General features: G+C 45.7%; 19 protein-coding genes. 11 read left to right on the forward strand and 8 right to left on the reverse strand.

Features of this window, described 5'->3' with window-relative positions; translation table 11 throughout:
• Positions 1–186: 186 nt before the first annotated feature.
• The 4 genes from pheT to rpmI all read right to left on the reverse strand — a co-directional run bounded on the left by pheT (position 187) and on the right by rpmI (position 4,622).
• Positions 187–2,592, reverse strand: coding sequence for a phenylalanine--tRNA ligase subunit beta (gene pheT / locus JMY03_RS11010; protein ID WP_201603715.1), 2,406 nt, complete (start codon positions 2,590–2,592; stop codon positions 187–189).
• A 98-nt stretch (positions 2,593–2,690) separates the two neighbouring features.
• On the reverse strand, positions 2,691–3,743 hold the full coding sequence (pheS, locus tag JMY03_RS11015; protein ID WP_201603716.1) for a phenylalanine--tRNA ligase subunit alpha: 1,053 nt from the start codon (positions 3,741–3,743) through the stop codon (positions 2,691–2,693).
• Between the two features lie 272 nt (positions 3,744–4,015).
• Entirely contained in the window at positions 4,016–4,372 is a 357-nt protein-coding gene (gene rplT / locus JMY03_RS11020) for a 50S ribosomal protein L20 (RefSeq protein WP_025646048.1), read from the reverse strand.
• A gap of 52 nt (positions 4,373–4,424) precedes the next feature.
• Positions 4,425–4,622: a 50S ribosomal protein L35 gene (gene rpmI, locus JMY03_RS11025; RefSeq protein ID WP_025646050.1), complete on the reverse strand. Its 198-nt coding sequence runs from the start codon at positions 4,620–4,622 to the stop codon at positions 4,425–4,427.
• Between the two features lie 470 nt (positions 4,623–5,092).
• Between rpmI and JMY03_RS11030 the strand changes: the two genes are divergently transcribed.
• The 7 genes from JMY03_RS11030 to JMY03_RS11060 all read left to right on the forward strand — a co-directional run bounded on the left by JMY03_RS11030 (position 5,093) and on the right by JMY03_RS11060 (position 11,817).
• Positions 5,093–5,545, forward strand: coding sequence for an acyl-CoA thioesterase (locus tag JMY03_RS11030; RefSeq protein ID WP_201559486.1), 453 nt, complete (start codon positions 5,093–5,095; stop codon positions 5,543–5,545).
• A 132-nt stretch (positions 5,546–5,677) separates the two neighbouring features.
• Positions 5,678–6,517: a bifunctional phosphoribosyl-AMP cyclohydrolase/phosphoribosyl-ATP diphosphatase HisIE gene (hisIE, locus tag JMY03_RS11035; protein WP_201603717.1), complete on the forward strand. Its 840-nt coding sequence runs from the start codon at positions 5,678–5,680 to the stop codon at positions 6,515–6,517.
• A gap of 385 nt (positions 6,518–6,902) precedes the next feature.
• Complete coding sequence (gene tatA / locus JMY03_RS11040) at positions 6,903–7,184, forward strand: Sec-independent protein translocase subunit TatA (protein WP_201603985.1); 282 nt, start codon at positions 6,903–6,905, stop codon at positions 7,182–7,184.
• A gap of 74 nt (positions 7,185–7,258) precedes the next feature.
• Positions 7,259–7,921 carry a Sec-independent protein translocase protein TatB gene (gene tatB / locus JMY03_RS11045; RefSeq protein ID WP_201603718.1) on the forward strand — a complete coding sequence of 221 codons (663 nt, stop codon included), beginning with the start codon at positions 7,259–7,261 and terminating at the stop codon, positions 7,919–7,921.
• Positions 7,922–8,058: 137 nt separating this feature from the next.
• The gene (tatC, locus tag JMY03_RS11050; RefSeq protein ID WP_390880370.1) at positions 8,059–8,796 is read left to right on the forward strand and encodes a twin-arginine translocase subunit TatC; all 738 of its coding nucleotides are present in this window, start codon (positions 8,059–8,061) and stop codon (positions 8,794–8,796) included.
• A 276-nt stretch (positions 8,797–9,072) separates the two neighbouring features.
• Complete coding sequence (locus tag JMY03_RS11055; protein WP_201603719.1) at positions 9,073–10,569, forward strand: UvrD-helicase domain-containing protein; 1,497 nt, start codon at positions 9,073–9,075, stop codon at positions 10,567–10,569.
• Positions 10,570–10,815: 246 nt separating this feature from the next.
• Complete coding sequence (locus JMY03_RS11060) at positions 10,816–11,817, forward strand: tRNA dihydrouridine synthase (protein ID WP_201603721.1); 1,002 nt, start codon at positions 10,816–10,818, stop codon at positions 11,815–11,817.
• Positions 11,818–11,892: 75 nt separating this feature from the next.
• On the opposite strand, the gene JMY03_RS11065 is transcribed toward JMY03_RS11060, so the two are convergent.
• Both JMY03_RS11065 and JMY03_RS11070 read right to left on the reverse strand, forming a co-directional pair.
• Complete coding sequence (locus JMY03_RS11065; RefSeq protein ID WP_201603722.1) at positions 11,893–12,318, reverse strand: MAPEG family protein; 426 nt, start codon at positions 12,316–12,318, stop codon at positions 11,893–11,895.
• The gene (locus JMY03_RS11070) at positions 12,319–12,747 is read right to left on the reverse strand and encodes an OsmC family protein (RefSeq protein WP_201603724.1); all 429 of its coding nucleotides are present in this window, start codon (positions 12,745–12,747) and stop codon (positions 12,319–12,321) included.
• Positions 12,748–13,126: 379 nt separating this feature from the next.
• Between JMY03_RS11070 and JMY03_RS11075 the strand changes: the two genes are divergently transcribed.
• Entirely contained in the window at positions 13,127–13,648 is a 522-nt protein-coding gene (locus tag JMY03_RS11075; protein ID WP_201603726.1) for an RNA pyrophosphohydrolase, read from the forward strand.
• A 170-nt stretch (positions 13,649–13,818) separates the two neighbouring features.
• Here the strand turns inward: JMY03_RS11075 and JMY03_RS11080 are convergent, their stop codons facing one another.
• The gene (locus JMY03_RS11080) at positions 13,819–14,616 is read right to left on the reverse strand and encodes an NRDE family protein (RefSeq protein WP_201603728.1); all 798 of its coding nucleotides are present in this window, start codon (positions 14,614–14,616) and stop codon (positions 13,819–13,821) included.
• Positions 14,617–14,628: 12 nt separating this feature from the next.
• Complete coding sequence (locus tag JMY03_RS11085; RefSeq protein WP_201603730.1) at positions 14,629–16,260, reverse strand: DUF4139 domain-containing protein; 1,632 nt, start codon at positions 16,258–16,260, stop codon at positions 14,629–14,631.
• A 319-nt stretch (positions 16,261–16,579) separates the two neighbouring features.
• On the opposite strand from JMY03_RS11085, the gene lgt reads away from it, so the two are divergent.
• The 3 genes from lgt to JMY03_RS11100 all read left to right on the forward strand — a co-directional run bounded on the left by lgt (position 16,580) and on the right by JMY03_RS11100 (position 19,038).
• On the forward strand, positions 16,580–17,464 hold the full coding sequence (gene lgt, locus JMY03_RS11090) for a prolipoprotein diacylglyceryl transferase (protein WP_201603732.1): 885 nt from the start codon (positions 16,580–16,582) through the stop codon (positions 17,462–17,464).
• A gap of 56 nt (positions 17,465–17,520) precedes the next feature.
• Positions 17,521–18,393 carry a thymidylate synthase gene (locus tag JMY03_RS11095; RefSeq protein WP_201603734.1) on the forward strand — a complete coding sequence of 291 codons (873 nt, stop codon included), beginning with the start codon at positions 17,521–17,523 and terminating at the stop codon, positions 18,391–18,393.
• Positions 18,394–18,462: 69 nt separating this feature from the next.
• The gene (locus JMY03_RS11100) at positions 18,463–19,038 is read left to right on the forward strand and encodes a dihydrofolate reductase (RefSeq protein ID WP_201603736.1); all 576 of its coding nucleotides are present in this window, start codon (positions 18,463–18,465) and stop codon (positions 19,036–19,038) included.
• The last annotated feature ends 106 nt before the right edge of the window (positions 19,039–19,144 follow it).

Genomic DNA, 19,144 nt, shown 5'->3' on the forward strand with positions numbered 1-19,144 from the left:
CACAATGAATAGTTACTGTATCAATGGTATGGCTAAGAGAGCCTGCTTTAACTTACGGTGTTATAAAAACGGCATAAGAAAGAATTGATTTTCAACGCTTGTCATTATAAAGGATTTTTTTATAAATTGATGACTAGTTATCATAAAATTCTTTAATAATAACCAGTTAGCATAAGTGAGTGCCGCTTAGCTGTCGCGTAATTGAGCCCCGTGCTGCTCGCTCAAAGCCGCAACCACTTTATCGGTCGTTGTTTTGACCGTGTCATCAGACAAGGTTTGGCTATAATCTTGCCATACTAGTGCAAAGGCTAGTGAACGTTGACCTGCAGGTACGTTATCCCCTTGATAAATATCAAATAACCACAAATCAGTTAATAATTCGCCTGCCGCGCTACGTATGGTAGCTTGTAGAGTCTGCAAGCTGATTTTATCATCGACCAAAATAGCTATATCACGGCGTATCTGTGGAAATTTGCTGGGTGTGGTAATCGTCTGCTGTTCACGAGCAAGCTCTAATAAAGGCGCTAGTGAGAGCTGAGCGACCCAAGCGACTGGCAAATCAAGCTGCTTAGCAGTATTAGGGTGTAGCTGACCGAGCCATCCTACGTACAGATCATCTATATAAAGCTTAGCGCTTTGACCTGGGTGTAAAAAGTCCAGCTCACTGCGCTCATAACGCACTCGCGCGCCGTCGATTAAAGCAGGAAGTAGCTGCTCTACATCATGTTTGAGATCATAAAAATCAATTGCACGGTTTTGGTAGGCTTGTTCATCCCAAACATTACCCACAGCAACGAGCGCTATGCTAGGCGTCTGTACCAACTCACTAACGCTATGACCAACAAAGCTTAGACCGGTCTCAAAAAAGCGCACACGCGACTGTTGGCGATTAAGATTATACTGCACACAAGGCAACAGACTCGATAATAGCGTACGGCGCATCACGGCTAAATCACTCGATATCGGGTTGGCTAGAGCTAATACCTCCCCTAGCGCCTCATCTTCGATTAGCGCTTCTATCTTTGCATCACTGAAGCTAAAGCTGATCGCTTCCATATAGCCGATATCGACTAGTGCCAGCTTCATCTCATGAGTCAAATCTGCAGTATCGTCATAGTCCATACTCACTTGTAGATGAGGCAAGGTACTGGGAATATTGTCGTAACCGTATATTCGTGCAATCTCTTCTATCAAATCCTCAGCAATACTCATATCGAAACGATGCGATGGCGGCGTAGCTTTTAAAACCTCGCCTTGCTGCTCTACGTCAAACCCTAATTGAGTCAAAATACCTATCATCGTCTCAGGTTCGATATCGATACCTATCACCTCGCCCACCTTTGCAATAGGTAAAGATATGGGCGCTCGTGAGGGTAGCTGTGTAGGACTCTCAGCACTCACTATAGATCCTGCTACGCCGCCTGTAACTGCGGTGATTAATTCGCGAGCTCGCGCTAAAGCAAGCTGTGGCAACTCAAAATCAACACCGCGCTCAAAGCGCTGAGAGGCATCGGTATGCAGACCGAAACGGCGAGCACGACCGGCGATAGCTAATGGACTAAAAAACACACTCTCTAGCACGATATTGGTCGTCGTCTCAGTGACGCTGCTGCGCTTGCCGCCCATAATACCAGCAAGGGCTAAGATACCTTGGTCATCAGCGATGACGAGCTCATCACCGCTTAACGTTAGCGTTTGATCATTGAGCAAAGTAACACTCTCTTGCGGCTTAGCCAAACGCACTTGGATATCGCCTTCGATCGTATCGGCATCAAAAGCGTGCAATGGCTGTCCAAGCTCCATCAACACATAATTCGTCACATCGACCAAGAAGTTATGGGTACGTAGACCTGATTGAATAAGTGCGTCACTCAGCCATTTTGGGGTATCGATACTACGGTCGATAGCGCTAATCGCTTGCAATAGATAACGCGGGCACTGTTCGGTGGCAGCGACCTTTACATTAGGAGTTTTTACCTCTTCACTAGCGGCAAAAGCTAAGTTTATCTCTGGCGTCTGCATTGATAGCTCGTTAATAACGGCTATTTCGCGCGCGATACCGCGTACGCTAAAACAGTCGCCGCGATTCGGCGTGATAGAGATATCTAATATTTGATTGTCTAAGCCTAAGTACTCACGGATATCAGTGCCAGTTGGAGCATCGTCAGGTAGCTCAAGGAGTCCATCGATATCATCAATCAAATCAATCTCAGAAGCACCGCAAAGCATACCGTTCGAGGCCACGCCGCGTAGCTTGCTTTTTTTAATCTTAAAACCTGTCATGTCATCGCTTGGTAGCACAGCACCAACGGTAGCTACGGGCGCTTTCATCCCAGCATAAACATTGGGTGCACCGCAGACGATTTGTAATGGTTCAGCAGTACCAATATTGACCTGAGTAACGCGCAGCTTATCGGCATCTGGATGTTGTTCCACACTAAGCACTTCGCCGACGACCACACCACTAAAAGCGCGGGCAACTGCAAAACGATCGTCAATCTCAAGCCCGGCCATTGTTAGCTGCTCAGCTAACTGCTCGCTAGTATTGGCGGGATTTACCCATTGACGTAGCCATTGTTCGCTAATTTTCATAAATATCTCGGATCTGAATTTTATAATAAAGATTCTATAGTAAGGAAAGGCCTATCAGCACCTAGCGCCCTAAATACAAGTCTATAGCAGACAAGCAGTTAGCCAAATTGCTGCAAAAAGCGCACGTCGTTTTGGAAGAATAGACGCAAATCATCGATACCGTAATAGAGCATCGCAAAACGCTCAATACCCATACCAAAAGCGAAGCCAGTATATTTATCGCTATCGATACCGCAGTTGGTTAGTACTTGCGGATGTACCATGCCGCAGCCCATGACTTCTAGCCACTTACCATTATCATCTAAGATGTCGACTTCGGCTGAAGGTTCAGTAAACGGGAAGAATGAAGGACGGAAACGGACAGTCAGCTCTTTGCCAAAGAAGGCTTGCAAAAACTCGCTAATCAAGCCTTTTAGCTCAGCAAAAGTGCTCGACTCAGTGACCATAAGCCCCTCTAGCTGATGGAACATTGGCGAATGCGTTTGGTCTGAGTCGTTACGATAGACGCGGCCTGGACAGATAATACGAATCGGCGGCGCGCTTTGCTCCATAGTACGAATTTGCACTGGGCTCGTATGCGTGCGCAATAAATAATGCGCGTCAAAATAAAAAGTGTCGTGCATAGCGCGCGCAGGATGATGCGAGGGAATATTTAGCGCTTCAAAATTATAATAGTCGCTCTCAACTTCAGGGCCAGTCGCCACGTTGAAGCCTGCTTGCACAAAAAACTGCTGCATGCGCTGAGTAATCATAGTCACAGGGTGCAAGTGACCTTTTTGAGCGCCGCGCGCAGGCAAAGTGATATCGATACTCTCTTTAGCAAGCTTTGCATTTAAGGCTGCAGTCTCAAGTTGCTGCTGCTGCTCGCTCAAAGCTTGATTGATACGGCTACGAACCCCGTGTAACCAGCCGCCGTACGTCTTTTTGTCGTCGGCAGCCAGCTTACCCATTTGTTTTGACCACTGGGTTAGCGAGCTTTTTTTGCCCGTCAGCTGTACGCGCAGCTCTTGCAGTTCAGGTACGGCGGTCGCTTGCGCAATCAGCGCTATAGCAGCGTCGGCAAAACCGTTTAGCTGCGCTTCATCGAGCTCATTTAATTGCGAAGATAGAGTCGGTAGCGCCGACAAATCGGTAGCAACAGGGGTAGTCATAAGACGCATTATTCCTGGTATAGACAGAGTATAGATTGTAAGGGTTTGCGCAAATATTGCAAATTATTTACCGTCTTTTTATCTGGACGGATTAGGGTCTGTTGAACATAGCGATGTTCGCTATCGTAAATTCTTGACCTATTTGAATATGAGGACGAGACAAAGATACAAAAAAAGCCACCGACTAGCGGTAGCTTCTTTTATATTGACCTAATCATGCTGATTAACTGGCCCTTAATCACTTAACAATAAAGTCTAAGGGTAGCTAATACTTAAGCCAATTCTGCTTTCGCTTTTTCAACTAGTACGCTAAAAGTCGCCGCATCATGCATAGCGATGTCAGCTAGAACGCGACGATCGATATCGATGTTGGCTTTTTTCATACCGTTGATAAAGCGGCTGTAGCTCAAACCATTTAAGCGTGCACCAGCGTTGATACGAGCGATCCATAGACGACGGAAAGAGCGTTTCTTGTTACGGCGGTCACGATAAGCGTATTGACCCGCTTTCGTTACGGCTTGTACTGCTACACGATAAACACGTGAACGGGCACCGTAGTAGCCTTTTGCACGTTTTAGGATTTTTTTGTGACGGCGATTTGCCTGTACACCACGTTTTACACGGGCCATAATTTACTCCAAGATTCTTTAGATATAATAAGCGATAAATTGCAAAGATCGATTAGATGTATGGGCACATACGACGAACTGCTGCTTCGTCAGACTTGGCCACCATCTTTAGACCACGCAACTGGCGAATACGCTTAGGAGATTTCTTGGTCAAAATATGGCTTTTGAAGGCTTGCTTACGCTTGAAGCCATTCGCGGTTTTTTTGAAGCGTTTTGCGGCGCCGCTTCTAGTTTTCATCTTAACTTTCATGATGAGTTGCCTCTTTGTCTTTGATAGAACCTGGTCGTCAAACGATTGTTATCAGCGATTCATAAAATCTGCTCATCAATCAACCATTTGCCTCGAGGTGGGAGGCGCTATTTTAGCAGACTCGCTACTAATTTGCCAATCAAAGTTTCAATTTTTAGCTCTAATTTTAGCTCTAATTAGTGAAACGCTATCATAGTAGCTAGTAGTGAATTCTCTTCAGCGGCAGCCTGTTTGTCCTTTTAGCGCGTAAAGCAACCGTTCACCCCTAAAAACATTGAAATTATCCGACAGCTATGGCTATAATAATGTATTCATATAAATGAATATAATATACTCTAACGATACCCGTTTATACGATTAGCTCGTGTTAGCTCCTATATGAATTTGTATAGCAATACGTGGCATTAATGATTCGGCGAGGGCACTCCCAAACTTCTACCTTTTAAGCATCCTTTTAGGAGATACTATCGATGATACCAACAGACCGAGAATTAGTCTTCGACGATACTGTATTCGTCTTTGAGACGGTCATGCGGGTGAGAAATAACGAAATTGGTGTTGGTAATTTTTTGACGCCAGAGTCTTTATCTCACCTATTGTCTGAGACTCGCGAGCGATTTTTATATGCCAAAGGTATCCAGCAGATTCATGCCGATTACCAAGGTCTTATTATAGTTGATATGCAATTGAACCTTTTTAGTATGGTGCGCACGCGTGAAGCGCTGTTATTTGAGGTAGGCGTACAGCAGTTATCCACTAAAGGCTGCGATATCAATATTAAGGTCACGCGCATGGATGATGGCTCTTTAGTAGCCAAATCACGCCAGCATTTTGTTAATTATGATTATCGATCAGGTAAAGTCACGACTCTGAACAAGACAATCAAACAGGCCCTTGATCAATGTAAACAGGCTAACGCCTAAGCCCTACTTTTCTGTTTTTTCTTGCTGTTTTTCTTATTATCGTATCGCATTCAAGCCACCTGTATAGTATTATCGATCTAGCCTAATGCTAATCAACCGCCCTCCCCTTTTTTATCAGACGCTAGAGATATTATGACTGTACCGGCTTGGCTCACTGCTATCACCTTTAATTCCGACGGACTCATTCCAGCAATCGCTCAAGACCATCAATCAGGACGTATCTTGATGATGGCCTGGATGAATAGCGAAGCGCTGCAACTGACTGCCCAAACGCAAACAGCGGTCTACTTTTCGCGCTCTCGTAATCAGCTGTGGCATAAAGGCGAAACCTCAGGGCATACCCAGCACGTACATGATATCCGCTTAGACTGTGACGCTGATGTTATCGTACTCAGTGTCACCCAGGTGGGCGGTATCGCTTGTCATACTGGCCGTGAGTCCTGCTTTTATCAGCGTTTGGACTTGTCGGGCTCAGAGCCCACTTGGCAAGCAGTGGAACCGGTATTAAAAGACCCTGCCGATATCTATAGCACTAACTCTCAAAGCCCTGAAGCTACAGAAACTACGAGTAAAACGAACACTAACTTGGCTGAAGAGAATCATCAAAGCCTGCAAGCTGAAGACTCCATTTTACAGCAGCTCGATCAAGTCCTCAGCGCCCGCAAGCAAGCAGATAGCGATAGCTCTTATGTGGCAAGCCTTTACGCAAAAGGTCTTAACAAGATATTAGAAAAAGTAGGCGAAGAGGCGACCGAGAGCATTATTGCGGCCAAAGACTTGGCCCATAGTGATGCGCAACTAGATAAAGAAGCCTTTGATGCCGCGCGTTATGAGTTTATTTATGAAGTGGCTGACGTGTGGTTCCACAGTTTAATTGGTCTGGCTTGGTTCGATATAGAGTCAGACGCCATCTTAAACGAGCTGGGCCGACGCTTTGGTCTCTCAGGCATCGATGAGAAAGCGTCGAGATAACCTATCATATAGTGAGTTCAGTATAAAAACGATACAGTGGGACTGGAATAAGTTTTTCGCAGCCTCTATCTACGTAGGCACAGCACGCAAGGAAAATTTAGACCAGTTGCACGTTGATATATAATGTATCTGTTTTATTTAGGATCGACTATATGTCGAAAACAAAAGTACCACTACCTATTTACTCTGTGTGATTGTTGCGACTTTCACCTTTTTGTCATAACGGCAAGGTATAATAGTATTTTTACGTCAGCGTTATGTCTGTATTTTTGTCAAATAGATCAATATTCTATAAAATAACAGTAGCGCGGTGGCGGCAATACTGATGTCAACAACTAAAGAGCAGCATTCACACTCAGAAATCTCAGACATTAAGGATATCATTATGGGCAGTTTTTCTATTACGCATTGGCTCATTCTCTTGGTGGTCGTGGTCGTCGTTTTTGGCACCTCAAAGCTTAGAAATGCCGGCAAAGACTTGGGCGGCGCGGTCAAAGGCTTCAAAGATGCGGTCAAAGACGAAGAAGCCGAAAACGTTAAAAAACACCGCGTACTCGATCATGAAGCTGGCGTGTCCCCCAATAGCAGCGCTAATAAAACGCACGGCACCAAAGTTGATGATATTGAAATCAGTCCTGCTGCAAGCGATGATCAACATAAAGTTTAGTTCGACAGAGTAGTTAGTACAGCCGCTACGTTGGTTATTTTTACCTGCTCTATAGATAGTGATGCTCAGGCCTTATGTTTGATATCGGATTTTCAGAATTACTCTTATTTGGCGTTATTGCCTTAATCGTGCTTGGCCCGGAGAAGCTGCCACAAGCAGCGCGTACTGCTGGTCAATGGTATGGCAAAATTCGCCGTACTGTCTCAACGCTACAGTCCGAGATAGAAGCTGAGCTTGATCTAGCAGAGACCCGTCAGCAGATGCAAAAAGAGCTGGCAAAAATCCGTCAGACAGAAGCGCAAATGAAGCGCGAGATGGCTGAGTTACGCGGCAGTATGCAAGAGTTTGAATCTGCTCAGAATCACAGCTTAAAAGATGAAAATAATTCTACTAGCTTAAAAAAAGAGCCAAACGCTCACAAGGATAATGATACTGCTGTCGATGCTAGCAAAAGCGCGGCGACGCCAACTTTAGATGAACAATATGCTTATGATAGTGACTTGATGGTTGATAAGCAGTCCGAAGCTATAAATACTGACTCAGCCTCTAGCGACGATATAAATACGCCTATAATGACGCGTCCATGGGAGAATATGTGGTTTCGCTTAGGGGCTTACGATAAGGCGCGTCGTCTGCCTGCTGCGCCTTACATGCCGAATTATAAAGCTGATACTTTGCTCTATAGCCAAACCGATGCGGATAACCCCATGCCTCATAATGAAGAGGCGAGTTTATGACATTGTTTAAACGCCAAAAAAGCCGGCAAGAAAAACGAGCTCATGAAGAGGCAGTTGATAGCGCATCTTTTGGTAGTGTTGATACTAAAAGTGCTCAAGACGAAAAATCCGATGATTTATTAGACTCTCTTGCAGACATGCCCATCACTGAGCATTTGATTGAGCTACGCCGGCATCTAATCAAGATCTGCGCCGCGGTATTAATCGTATTCTTAGCACTGGTTGGTTTCTCACGGGAGCTTTATGATTTTTTATCTGACCCATTAGTGGCGCAGCTGCCTGCTAACTCAACGATGATCGCGACCGACATTACCTCTAACTTTATGGCGCCCATTCGCTTGACTATATTTGTGGCTGCCTTTTTTGCCATGCCTTATATTCTTTATCAAATTTGGTCTTTTGTCGCACCAGGGCTGTACAAAAAAGAGAAAAAAGTCGCAATACCGGTACTATTATCATCGATTATGCTGTTTTATGCCGGCGTGGCTTTTGCTTACTTTGTCGTCCTCAAAGGCGTACTTAAATTCTTTATCGTTTTTGCGCCACAAAACGTATTGCCGATGACCGATATAGACAGTTATCTGAGCTTTGCCTTGAAGTTATTTATGGTGTTTGGGCTGACGTTTGAGATTCCAGTGGTGACTTTGCTGTTGATATTGGTCGGTATCGTCTCCATTCAAAGCTTAGAAGATAAACGCCGTTATATCATTGTGGGCTGTTTTGCCATAGCGGCGGTAGTGACGCCGCCAGATGGGGTATCGATGTTGATGCTCGCGTTCCCGATGTGGCTGTTGTTTGAGTTGGGCTTATTTTTAGCTAAAATCTTGCTTAAAGACAAAAAAGAAGGTCTAGTCGCTGAGCACTCAGAGCATTAACAAAGCAAAAGTGATATCAATGCTTTATGAAATGATTAGTGCGTTAAAAGACAATGACTGCTGATAGCAAATGTTTGCTCATAAAGACAAAGCTAATCTGTTAAAATCAGTAGTGCTCATTTACGCATGCGCAACAAACCCTATTCCAATCAAGAAAGCGCCTTATTTGCGTTTTTTCTCTTCTAATGAGCCATTGTTTACGCAGTGGCTTTTTTTAGCCCCGTGTCTTTTATTTCATGCTTCATTTTATTCTGTTTTACATTTAGGTAGCTTTTTATGTCTGCATCTATGCCCGCTTATATGAGTGACCCTACCGAAGAGCAGCTTGCTGCGCTTAATATGGCGATGGATCATAAATCGTTTAAGGTGGTCGCTTATGCCGGCGCAGGTAAAACGACTACTCTAAAGCTGATTGGTGAGCGGCTGCGTGGTCGCGGTTTGTACTTAGCCTTTAACAAGGCTATAGCTAATGATGCGCGCGCCAAGTTTCCAGGACACGTCGACTGCCGGACCTTTCATTCGCTCGCCTATCGCCATGTGCCGCGAGACATTACCGCTAAGCTATCATTGCCTCGGTTTTCGCCGAAACGCTTAGGTGATGACTTAGGCTTGCAGCCGGTGCAAGTGCGACGGCAGATAGAAGGCTCGAATAAATACATCACTTTGACCCCAGCTCGCCTTGCGCGATTTGTCAGCGATGCAGTCAGTCATTTTTGTAGTACCCATGCCAGCTACCCTGCGCCCCGGCATTTATTGTTTCCCAGCTGGCTCGATGCGGCAGATAGCGAGCAGCTGCGTGAGATGCTCTACCCTGCCGTCGAGCAGCGCTGGCTACAGTCTATCGATGCCCGCCATCCAGCTGGTATCGGTCATGATATTTATCTCAAATTATGGGCACTCTCCAAGCCTACTATCCCGGCCGACTTTATCTTATTTGATGAAGCGCAGGATGCCGACCCTTTGATGATGGGTATCTTGACGCAGCAATCAAAGCAAGTTATCTATGTTGGCGATGCTCATCAGCAGATCTATGAGTGGCGCGGCGCGGTCAATGCGATGAAGAAACTACCGCTACCGCAAACCTTATTGACCCAGTCGTTTCGCTTCGGCGAACCTATCGCTGAGGTGGCTAATACGTTACTTAAAGCGCTACAAGAGGACGTGCCTCTCAAAGGCAACCCCAATAAAAGCTCCTCTACTGAGAAGGGCCTCGTACATAGCAAAAAGGACGCCATTCTTTGCCGTACTAACGCGGCGGCTATGGCGCAGTTGTTAACCGGTCTAAAGTTAGGCCACCGTGTGGCGCTACAAGCCGATACCGAGCGTATGCTGAAGTTCTGCCAAGCGGCAGAAAACCTCAAAAACGGTAAATCTGCTTATGGCGTGCCAGAGCTGGCGTATTTTTATAACTGGTCGGATGTGCAAGAGTATTCAGAAACCAATGAGGGCAGCGATCTAAAAACCTTAGTTAAATTGGTCGATGATCATGGCACTAGCGTCTTGACGCGCGCGGTGAATAGCTTAACTCGTGTTGAGAACGCCGATTACGTCATCTCAACCGCGCACAAAGCCAAAGGGCTTGAATGGGGCAAAGTACAGCTCGATGATGACTTCTATTATGATGTCACGACCAACGGCATTAAGATTAGCCCTGAAGAATTGCGTTTGTTGTATGTGGCTTGTACTCGCGCACAGAATAACTTAGATATTGCTAATATTGGACCGCTGATCTCAGGACTGCAAACGGGTAAAAAGGTTATTTATGGCAGTTAGTTTGCTCATTTATTTAGCAGCTTAAGACTTTTATGTCCTTTGAACTCTTAGACGTTATAACTAAATTTCAAACTTGGTGTTTACCAAGCAATATTTTAATTTTGTATAACGATTTGCTGAGCAAAAGCCGTAGCCTACCCGAACGCTTATAAACCTTGTCATTAAATTCAATTTTCCGCTGTAGACTATCATTCGCGACACATAACCTACCGATCCAAAACAGCTAAAACCTTTAATTCTTATACTATGTCTAATAAACACTCTAATCCTTTATTTAGCAACCCCGTCCGTCTACTCGCCCCAATGGAAGGCTTGACCGATCCGTTAATGCGGCAAATCTTGACACAGATTGCCGCCGATTTGGGTCGCCCTTATGACTGGTCGGTGAGTGAGTTTATTCGCGTCACCCAAACTGTCCTGCCTGCGCATGTATTCTATAAATACGTGCCAGAGCTGCATCACGATGCTAAGACCGCCTCAGGTACGCCTATTCATATCCAGTTGCTCGGTAGCGAAGCGCAGTTGATGGCAGAGAATGCGGTCTTTGCTTGTGAGCTTGGTGCGCCCGCTATCGATATTAATTTTGGTTGTCCTGCTAAGACGGTCAATAGCCATCGCGGCGGCTCGGTGCTGCTCGATGAGCCTGAAGTCATGTATCAGATTATTAGCGCCGTACGCCAAGCAGTTCCTAGCGATATTCCTGTGTCAGCAAAGATACGTCTCGGCTACACCGATACCAGCCGTATGGATGATATACGCGGGGCGATTGCCGCGAGCGGCGCCGATTGGCTAACCATCCATGCGCGCACTAAGACCCAAGGCTATAAGCCGCCTGCTTACTGGGAGAAAATTCAAGGCTTTAATAGCCTAGATATCCCAGTGATTGCTAATGGTGAGATTTGGAACACTGAGCAAGCACAGCTATGTATCAGGCAATCAGGCACCAGCCATTTGATGCTCGGACGCGGGGCGGTGACGCGGCCGGATTTAATTGCGCAAGTGGATAAAATAGATGTAGCTAAGGACGAATCGTTGAAAACGTCGACACTACTTTGGTCAGACTTAATCACTCATCAAATTAAGTTTTTGCAAGGCGAAGCAAAAAATGATGTGGTGCTCGTTGGTCGTTATAAGCAGTGGCTGGGCATGCTGACTAAGGGCTATATGGAAGCACAAAGCCTATGGAATGAGATCAAAAGGCAGAAAGATAAAGCGGCTATTATCGCCGCTTTACAAGCGAGTCGCTGATAAAAAATTCTAAATTAAGGAAGCTGTTAAATACCGTTTTTCGCTTTTATTATTTCAACGCTTTGACTTTAACAGCTAAGCGCTAATCCGAATCGCAATATAAAATAGCATTAGCGGACAGGCCATTGATAGCACCCAAAGAATAGAGCGAAAAGTCGCCAAATTAGTAATATAAGCCGCGCAATAACCGATACGGATAATCACATATAGCCAAGCTAAGGTATTAATAATGGGCTGTGGTACAAAGAACAGCATCGCGACAATAACCGCTGCCAAAAATACCGGTAGCGTCTCATAGCTGTTTTGCTGAGCGGCATTCGCCCGCGCCGCAGCACCTGTAGTCTGCCGCAAAAACTCTCGCGGATGGGCGTTATCCGAAAGACCAAAGCCGCCTAACACCTTGGCCATTATTGCCATCAGTAGCGGTAATAAACTGGCGACCACCATTGCCCATATCGCGGCAGCGGCAGTATCAGGGATAAAACCAAAGAGGTAAATCATCTAACCATCTGCCCCTTCGCCTGTCGTTATGACAAAATCATGAGTGATGTTAACGCCGCCATCTACTAGCATACGACTGGCTGAACAGTACTTATCAGCGGAAAGTTTAATGGCTTTTTCAACCTGTTTTTCAGCGATATCTTGTCCGCTAACCACAAAATGTAGGTGGATATCTGTATATACTGCTGGGATAGTTTCCGCCCGCTGTGCAGTCAGCTCGCAGCGTACATCCTGCACCTCTTGCCGCGATTTTTGTAAGATAGATACCACGTCGTAGCTGGCACAGCCGCCAAGCCCTAGTAGTACTAGCTCCATGGGACTTGCGCCCTTCTCTTTATCAGCGTCGATCTGAACGTTATGCCCTGATGGCGCTACGCCCATAAAAGCTTTATTCTCTTGCCAAGTGACGCTCGCTTTTGATTCTGCCATCTTCTTATCCTAATATTATTAATTTACGGTACTGATTTATGCCGTTAGTGTAGCACTAGTTTAGCATTAGTTTCATCTAGGGTTTGTCTAGAATCATAAACTTAAAGCCTGCTTGAGCCTAAGTGAGCAAGTTTGGTTATTGACCGCCTTATCATTATTTAACAAAAGTTGTATTTTAAGTTATTGATTTTAAATCGTTAAATTTGTGAAACATTTTATAGCAAATTATCGTTACACATTTTGACCATTTCTTGTTTTAATAAGGGTAATAAAACTTATTCTAATTTGGCAGCGATAGTCACTACCTTATAATAATTATGTTGGCTATCGAAAGTCGCTTGGCAATAAGTTATTTTTAGATAAATTAAAAGGTTAAGTCATGATAGATGCAGACGGCTTTCGCGCCAATGTCGGCATCATCTTGGCAAATACACAAGGGCAAGTACTGTGGGCAAAGCGTATCGGACACAACGCTTGGCAGTTTCCGCAAGGCGGTATCGACCGCGGCGAGACGCCAATGGATGCGATGTACCGCGAACTCTGGGAGGAGGTCGGGCTGCATCCGCGCCATGTCGACTTATTGGCAGTCACTCAAGATTGGTTACGCTATCGCTTGCCAAAGCGCTACGTGCGCCATGGGCAGTATCCTTTATGTATTGGGCAAAAACAAAAATGGTTTTTGCTACGCTTAGATGAGCCGAATACTCAACACATTCGCTTTGATGAGGGAAAACCTGAATTTGACCATTGGCAATGGGTCAGCTACTGGTATCCGCTCGGACAAGTGATTCACTTTAAACGCGGGGTCTATCGCCGTGCTTTGCAAGAGCTGGTACGCGAATTACCCCTTAGACAAGAGCTGATTATTCCGGAACAAAACAATCATTTATTGATGGAATAGACGCTCACGTCAATGAAAGATGCTCGCTGTCATATCTAAAACATCAGATATGACAGCGAGCATTTTTTATGTCTGTAGCTATTTTTCTGGCAAGCCTAATAAAGCATAGCTCCATTTTTCAGCCCCTGTAACCTGTATAACGTCACAATATTGCGTGGAATGCTCGCTACCTAACACTTAACATTATCCGTTTCACGGCTAATCAGCTGCGCTTTTACTTCTGACTTATCTTCACCGCGCACAGCCAAAATACTTTGCGTACGCGTGCCATAACTTGGCATTGGCGTATCAGTATTACTCAAAGCGACCGCGTCGATGTACACAGACGATAAGGCTTGCTCTATAGCTTTTGGTACGCCTGTTTTCGGCAGCGCTTCCTCAGGCGCTGAGGTGCTATCTGACATCACATTAAGCGCGGCCGCTTGCCAATACGCAAGCGAGCTATCCTCAGCGATAAGCGGCAGCACTTCTTGACGCAAGCGCCCGCGGAGCTTTTCAGTTTTAAACCACCCTTCATCCGGCTGTCCGTTGGAGAAAACATGCAATCCTGCATGTAAAGCGGTCGGCGCATGGCCACGGTTATTGACGATGACCGCTTGCTGGCTATCACCAATGATGAGATTAAACCCAGCGTAGTCTCGTAGCTTAATCTGCCGCGCAAATGCCATCGGGCTGAGTGTACTTATCAAAAAACTGGTCACTAATTCGCCGCGTGAGCGCTCATCTGCTCTTGCTTGTACGCCATCGCGAAAGTTCAGTACCGCTGCCCAACGACCGTTTTGCTGATGATGTTGTTGATAAATGCCTAACCAAGTGCCGCCACTTTGGCTATCGCGGCCAGCATAGATCGGCTGATCTGGCCACTGGTGCAACTGCTCGGTAGGACGCGCTAAGAACTCATCACGATTTGATAAAAGTACTAACGGCAACTCATCAAAGAGCTGCCAAGCGATAGCGACGATACACATAGTTTTCCTTTTTTAATTACTGATCAATTCTTGCTTAGCCGGATAACTGATTTGCGAGGTCGACTGCACGACTTGCGACTGTTGCGGCGCTAACTTAAAGTCCCAAGCCACGACTCCTTGATTACTATTCCAATCGCGCTCGCTAATTGGCGGCGTATGGGTGGCACTGACTTTTAAGTTATCATCGCGGCTGATAGGCTCGCTACCTAATACTTGTAAGTTGACCGTTTTATTATGCTGATTAGTAAACTGATAAGCTTCTGTCTTAGTCAAAGTTTGGATGCGATTAAACGCGCCTTTCTCGCCTTGTTTATCTTCATCTACTAATTGTTTAACTAGCATATTATTATCAACACCAAAGCCAATGCCTTGCTCTTTTAGCAGCTGATAGCTATAGCGCGTTTGCCCAATATAATTATCATCACGGTACAGCTGCAGCGAGCCATCGACCCAAGCGGGTGTCAAGAACGGCGCTGACGCATACCAATATCCTGCCAGCTCTGCACTTGGTGTGCTTCGAATCCACAGCTTACTGATTCCTGCTTGCTCATCGATAACAGTGCGTACCCGCCGACCATCACTCGGAATACTAACGCGCTGCGGCAAGCGGTATTCAGTTATGCCGTTTTTATCTTGCCGGTTGACCTCAAAGCTCGGTAACGGCGCCATATTAGCCATAGCTCCAGCGCTTTCGTCTGCTGAGACCACCACGACTGGCGCTTTCATCATTGGCTGCGCGTATCTTGCGACACTATCTTGCTGCTGCTCGTCATAGAGCGATAAGCGCTGCACATAAGGCAGCTGGCCTGTCGCGTTTTGGTTCGGATTCACTGAGCTGAGCATTAAAGGCACGTTTTGCCAGTTTTCTCCGGTTTGCTGCGCGATAATGGCCGAGGCGGTAATACTCAACTGCTTAGTATCGGTATTGAGCCGTGCTTGATAGGTCGGTTGCCAGCTAGCGCCGCGCACTTGATAGTGCAGCTTGAGGTTACTTGGCGTACGGCTAGCGGTGCGCACGCTGACTTGGGTGACGCTATTTTGCGTGGTCGTGCTGCTACCAGCCATGAGCTGATTGAGTGCATTTTGTGCGCGGGCTTGCTGCTGCTCAATCTCAAGGATTCGCTTATTAATAGCGGCGGCCTGCGTCTCTAGCTCACGAGTATTACTGGCCAAAGTGCCCTCGACGCTGATTTGGTTGACTTTGGTCATATTTTGCAAATAGGCTTTGGCCAAACGCGCCGCTTCTAAATCGGCTTTGATACTTGCTAAGTGATTTTGCTGCGTCTGTACCTTAGCATCGCCTTGATACTGGCACAGTTGAGCTTGCTCACCGCTTAAGGTCTCGACACTGACTTCACCGACATTAACGTCGCCAAGCGCTTGTACGCTCAAGCTGTCTTGATCAAGATAAGGCGACAAGCAAGAAAACACTAACGTTTGCTCACCGCTACCAGCAATCGGCAGCGTACGCGTGACGCTCGCTAAGCCTTGATAAATAGTGATTTGCTCAATGCCGCTTTCAGCCGCTTGAGCACTAATAGGAGGCAATAACAAGCTAAGCGCGGTTAGAGCAAATATCGAACTTGGTATTGTGCCTAATCTTTGCTGAGTCAGCACTGCTTTATTTGACCGATAGGGTTTCATGACTGTCCTTATTCTTATAGTATTTTTGGTCTTACAGTATTTTTGGTCTTACAGTATTTTGGTATAAACCATCACAATCTCGTTTGTTTTTATCTTAGCGTTTTTTATCCGACATTACTATCTTATAACTTTGTGCGGTTAGCTTACGCTCGCGGCTATAGTAATGATGATTATTTCTATAGCGCGGCTTCTTTACTAGCAGCATTTTTTTAGCATTGCACGCTTACCATACTGCCCAGTATTACGATGCGAAATTAGTGTACGTAACAGCTAAATTTGCTATCATGAGCAGCATCTTATTCTCAATATTATGACTTTTATGAACATTCATCCTCAGTATGACCCAGTAGCGTTAGCGCTCGGCCCTATCGAAGTACACTGGTATGGTTTGATGTACTTGCTTGCCTTTGCCGCGGCCTTTGGTCTTGCTTGGTATCGCAGTACTAAACGCGATGCTTGGTCGACGGATATGGTCTCAGACTTAGTGTTCTTTGGCGCGCTTGGGGTGATTTTGGGCGGCCGTATCGGTTACGTGCTCTTCTATCAATTTGGCGAATTACTACAAAATCCGGCCTACTTATTTAGGGTTTGGGAAGGCGGTATGTCTTTTCATGGCGGCCTTATTGGTGTCGCTCTTGGCATGCTTTATTTTGCGCGTAAGTATAAAAAGACGCCTTTTCAAGTCCTCGATTTTATCGTGCCTTGCGTGCCAACGGGCTTATTGTTTGGGCGCATTGGCAACTATATCAATGGCGAGCTGTGGGGCCGTGTTTCTGACGGCGGCTATAACTGGCTCACTTATTTCCCGCAAGCGGCGGCCTTTGATGCTCAGCTAATGCAGGCCGACCCGACCTTGCAGCAATTGGCGACTGAGGTTAGCGGTCAGTATTTGCTGCCTCGCCATCCCTCGCAGCTCTATCAAGCGTTAACCGAAGGACTGCTGCTGTTTTTGCTACTGTGGTGGTACTCCTCAAAGCCGCGTCCGCGTATGGCGGTGACGGGCGTGTTTATGCTTGGTTATGGCTTTAGCCGCTTTATTGTCGAGTTCTTCCGTCAGCCCGATGCCGATCAAGGTTTTATCCTTTTAGGCTGGGTCACCAAAGGGCAGATCTTAAGCGCACCGATGATTATCATTGGTATCGTGCTCATCATTTATGCTTATAAACGTGACATTTATGATTGGGGTAGACAAGCTGCTTATTAGACCCATATTAGACATTAAATAAACTTAGTTGTTATTAAATATTGAAGTTGTAGACCATGATTACTAGCAAAAACGAACAAGCTTATCTTGATTTACTCCAGTACGTGTTGGCTCACGGCACTGAAAAAGGCGATCGCACTGGCACTGGCACCTTAAGTCATTTCGGCGCGCAATTGCGCTTTGACTTGGCAGAGGGTTTTCCCTTACTGACCACTAAAAAAGTACACTTTAAGTCCATCGTGTATGAGCTATTATGGTTTTTAAGCGGTAGCACGCACGTTGATTATTTGCAGCAAAATAACGTACGCATTTGGAATGAATGGGCCACCGCTGAGCAAACCGCGCGCTTTAATCGCTCTGCTGGGGATCTAGGCCCTGTCTATGGTCATCAATGGCGCAACTATGGCGCAACTAAAAACACTGATAAAAGTGACAACAATGTTTATAATGATGACGGCGTCGATCAAATATCGCAGCTTATTGAGCAAATAAAAACCAACCCCAACTCCAGACGTCTTATCGTCTCTGGTTGGAATCCAAGTGAGGCCAGTCAAGTGGCCTTGCCGCCTTGTCATACACTGTTTCAGTTCTTTGTTGCGGATAATAAGCTCTCTTGTCAGCTTTATCAGCGCTCAGCGGATCTATTCCTGGGTGTGCCTTTTAACATCGCCAGTTATGCGCTATTAACACATATGATCGCGCAAGTGTGTGATTTAGAAGTGGGCGAATTTATCTGGACGGGCGGCGATTGTCATATTTATCAAAACCATCGCGAGCAAGTTGAATTACAGTTGACGCGGGATCTTTATCAGCTGCCGACCTTGTCATTGAATTCGAAAGTTAAAGATATCTTTGCTTTTACTTTTGAAGACATCAGCGTTAATGGTTACGAGTCGCATCCGGCTATTAAGGCGAAAGTCGCAGTTTAAGCGACTGAACTGTAGAATTGAAAATAACTGTAAAACTAGAAAACTGATAAATAATAAAAGGGATAAGTGATGAGTTACGCGCATACTGAAGTGGCCCAAATCGCAGCGATTAGTAGCAACCGTTGTATCGGTAAAGACAATGAGCTACCCTGGCATATCTCAGCGGATCTACAGCATTTTAAGGCTATGACCACTAAGCAAAACGATGGCGATGCAGATAGCATTCAAGGTATCGTCATTATGGGCCGCAAAACCTTTGAGTCGATGGGCAGTAAGCCGCTCCCTAAGCGAGTCAGCTTTATCATCAGCACTCAGCTTGATTATGCTGAACAAAAGAACCTCACCGATCGTGATGATGCTTATGTGGTGCATAATTTAGATGATGCCTTGACGCAAGCGGCTAGCCTCGCTCATGGCGCGCATTTAGATACAATCTGGGTGATCGGCGGCGAAAAAGTGTTTAAAGATGCGATTATGTACACCGATCGCATCGAGCTGACCCATGTCGATACCGAAATCAGCGATGGTGATGCATTTTTCCCGGAGCTGCCAAGCGATTTTATCGCCGCAGAAACCTCCGACACTCAGCATGATGAAAAAAGTGGTTTGGACTTTCAGTTTGTGAGTTATAGAAGACAAGGTTAGTTTATCATTTGTTAAAAAAATGCTGGGTTAAAAACCTAGCCTATAGCTAGCTAAATTCTAACCCATAAAAAAGCTAGGCTATTTAAAGCCTAGCTTAAACCAATGC

Origin of the sequence: Psychrobacter submarinus, from assembly GCF_904846685.1 — a bacterium.
Taxonomy (GTDB): domain Bacteria; phylum Pseudomonadota; class Gammaproteobacteria; order Pseudomonadales; family Moraxellaceae; genus Psychrobacter; species Psychrobacter submarinus.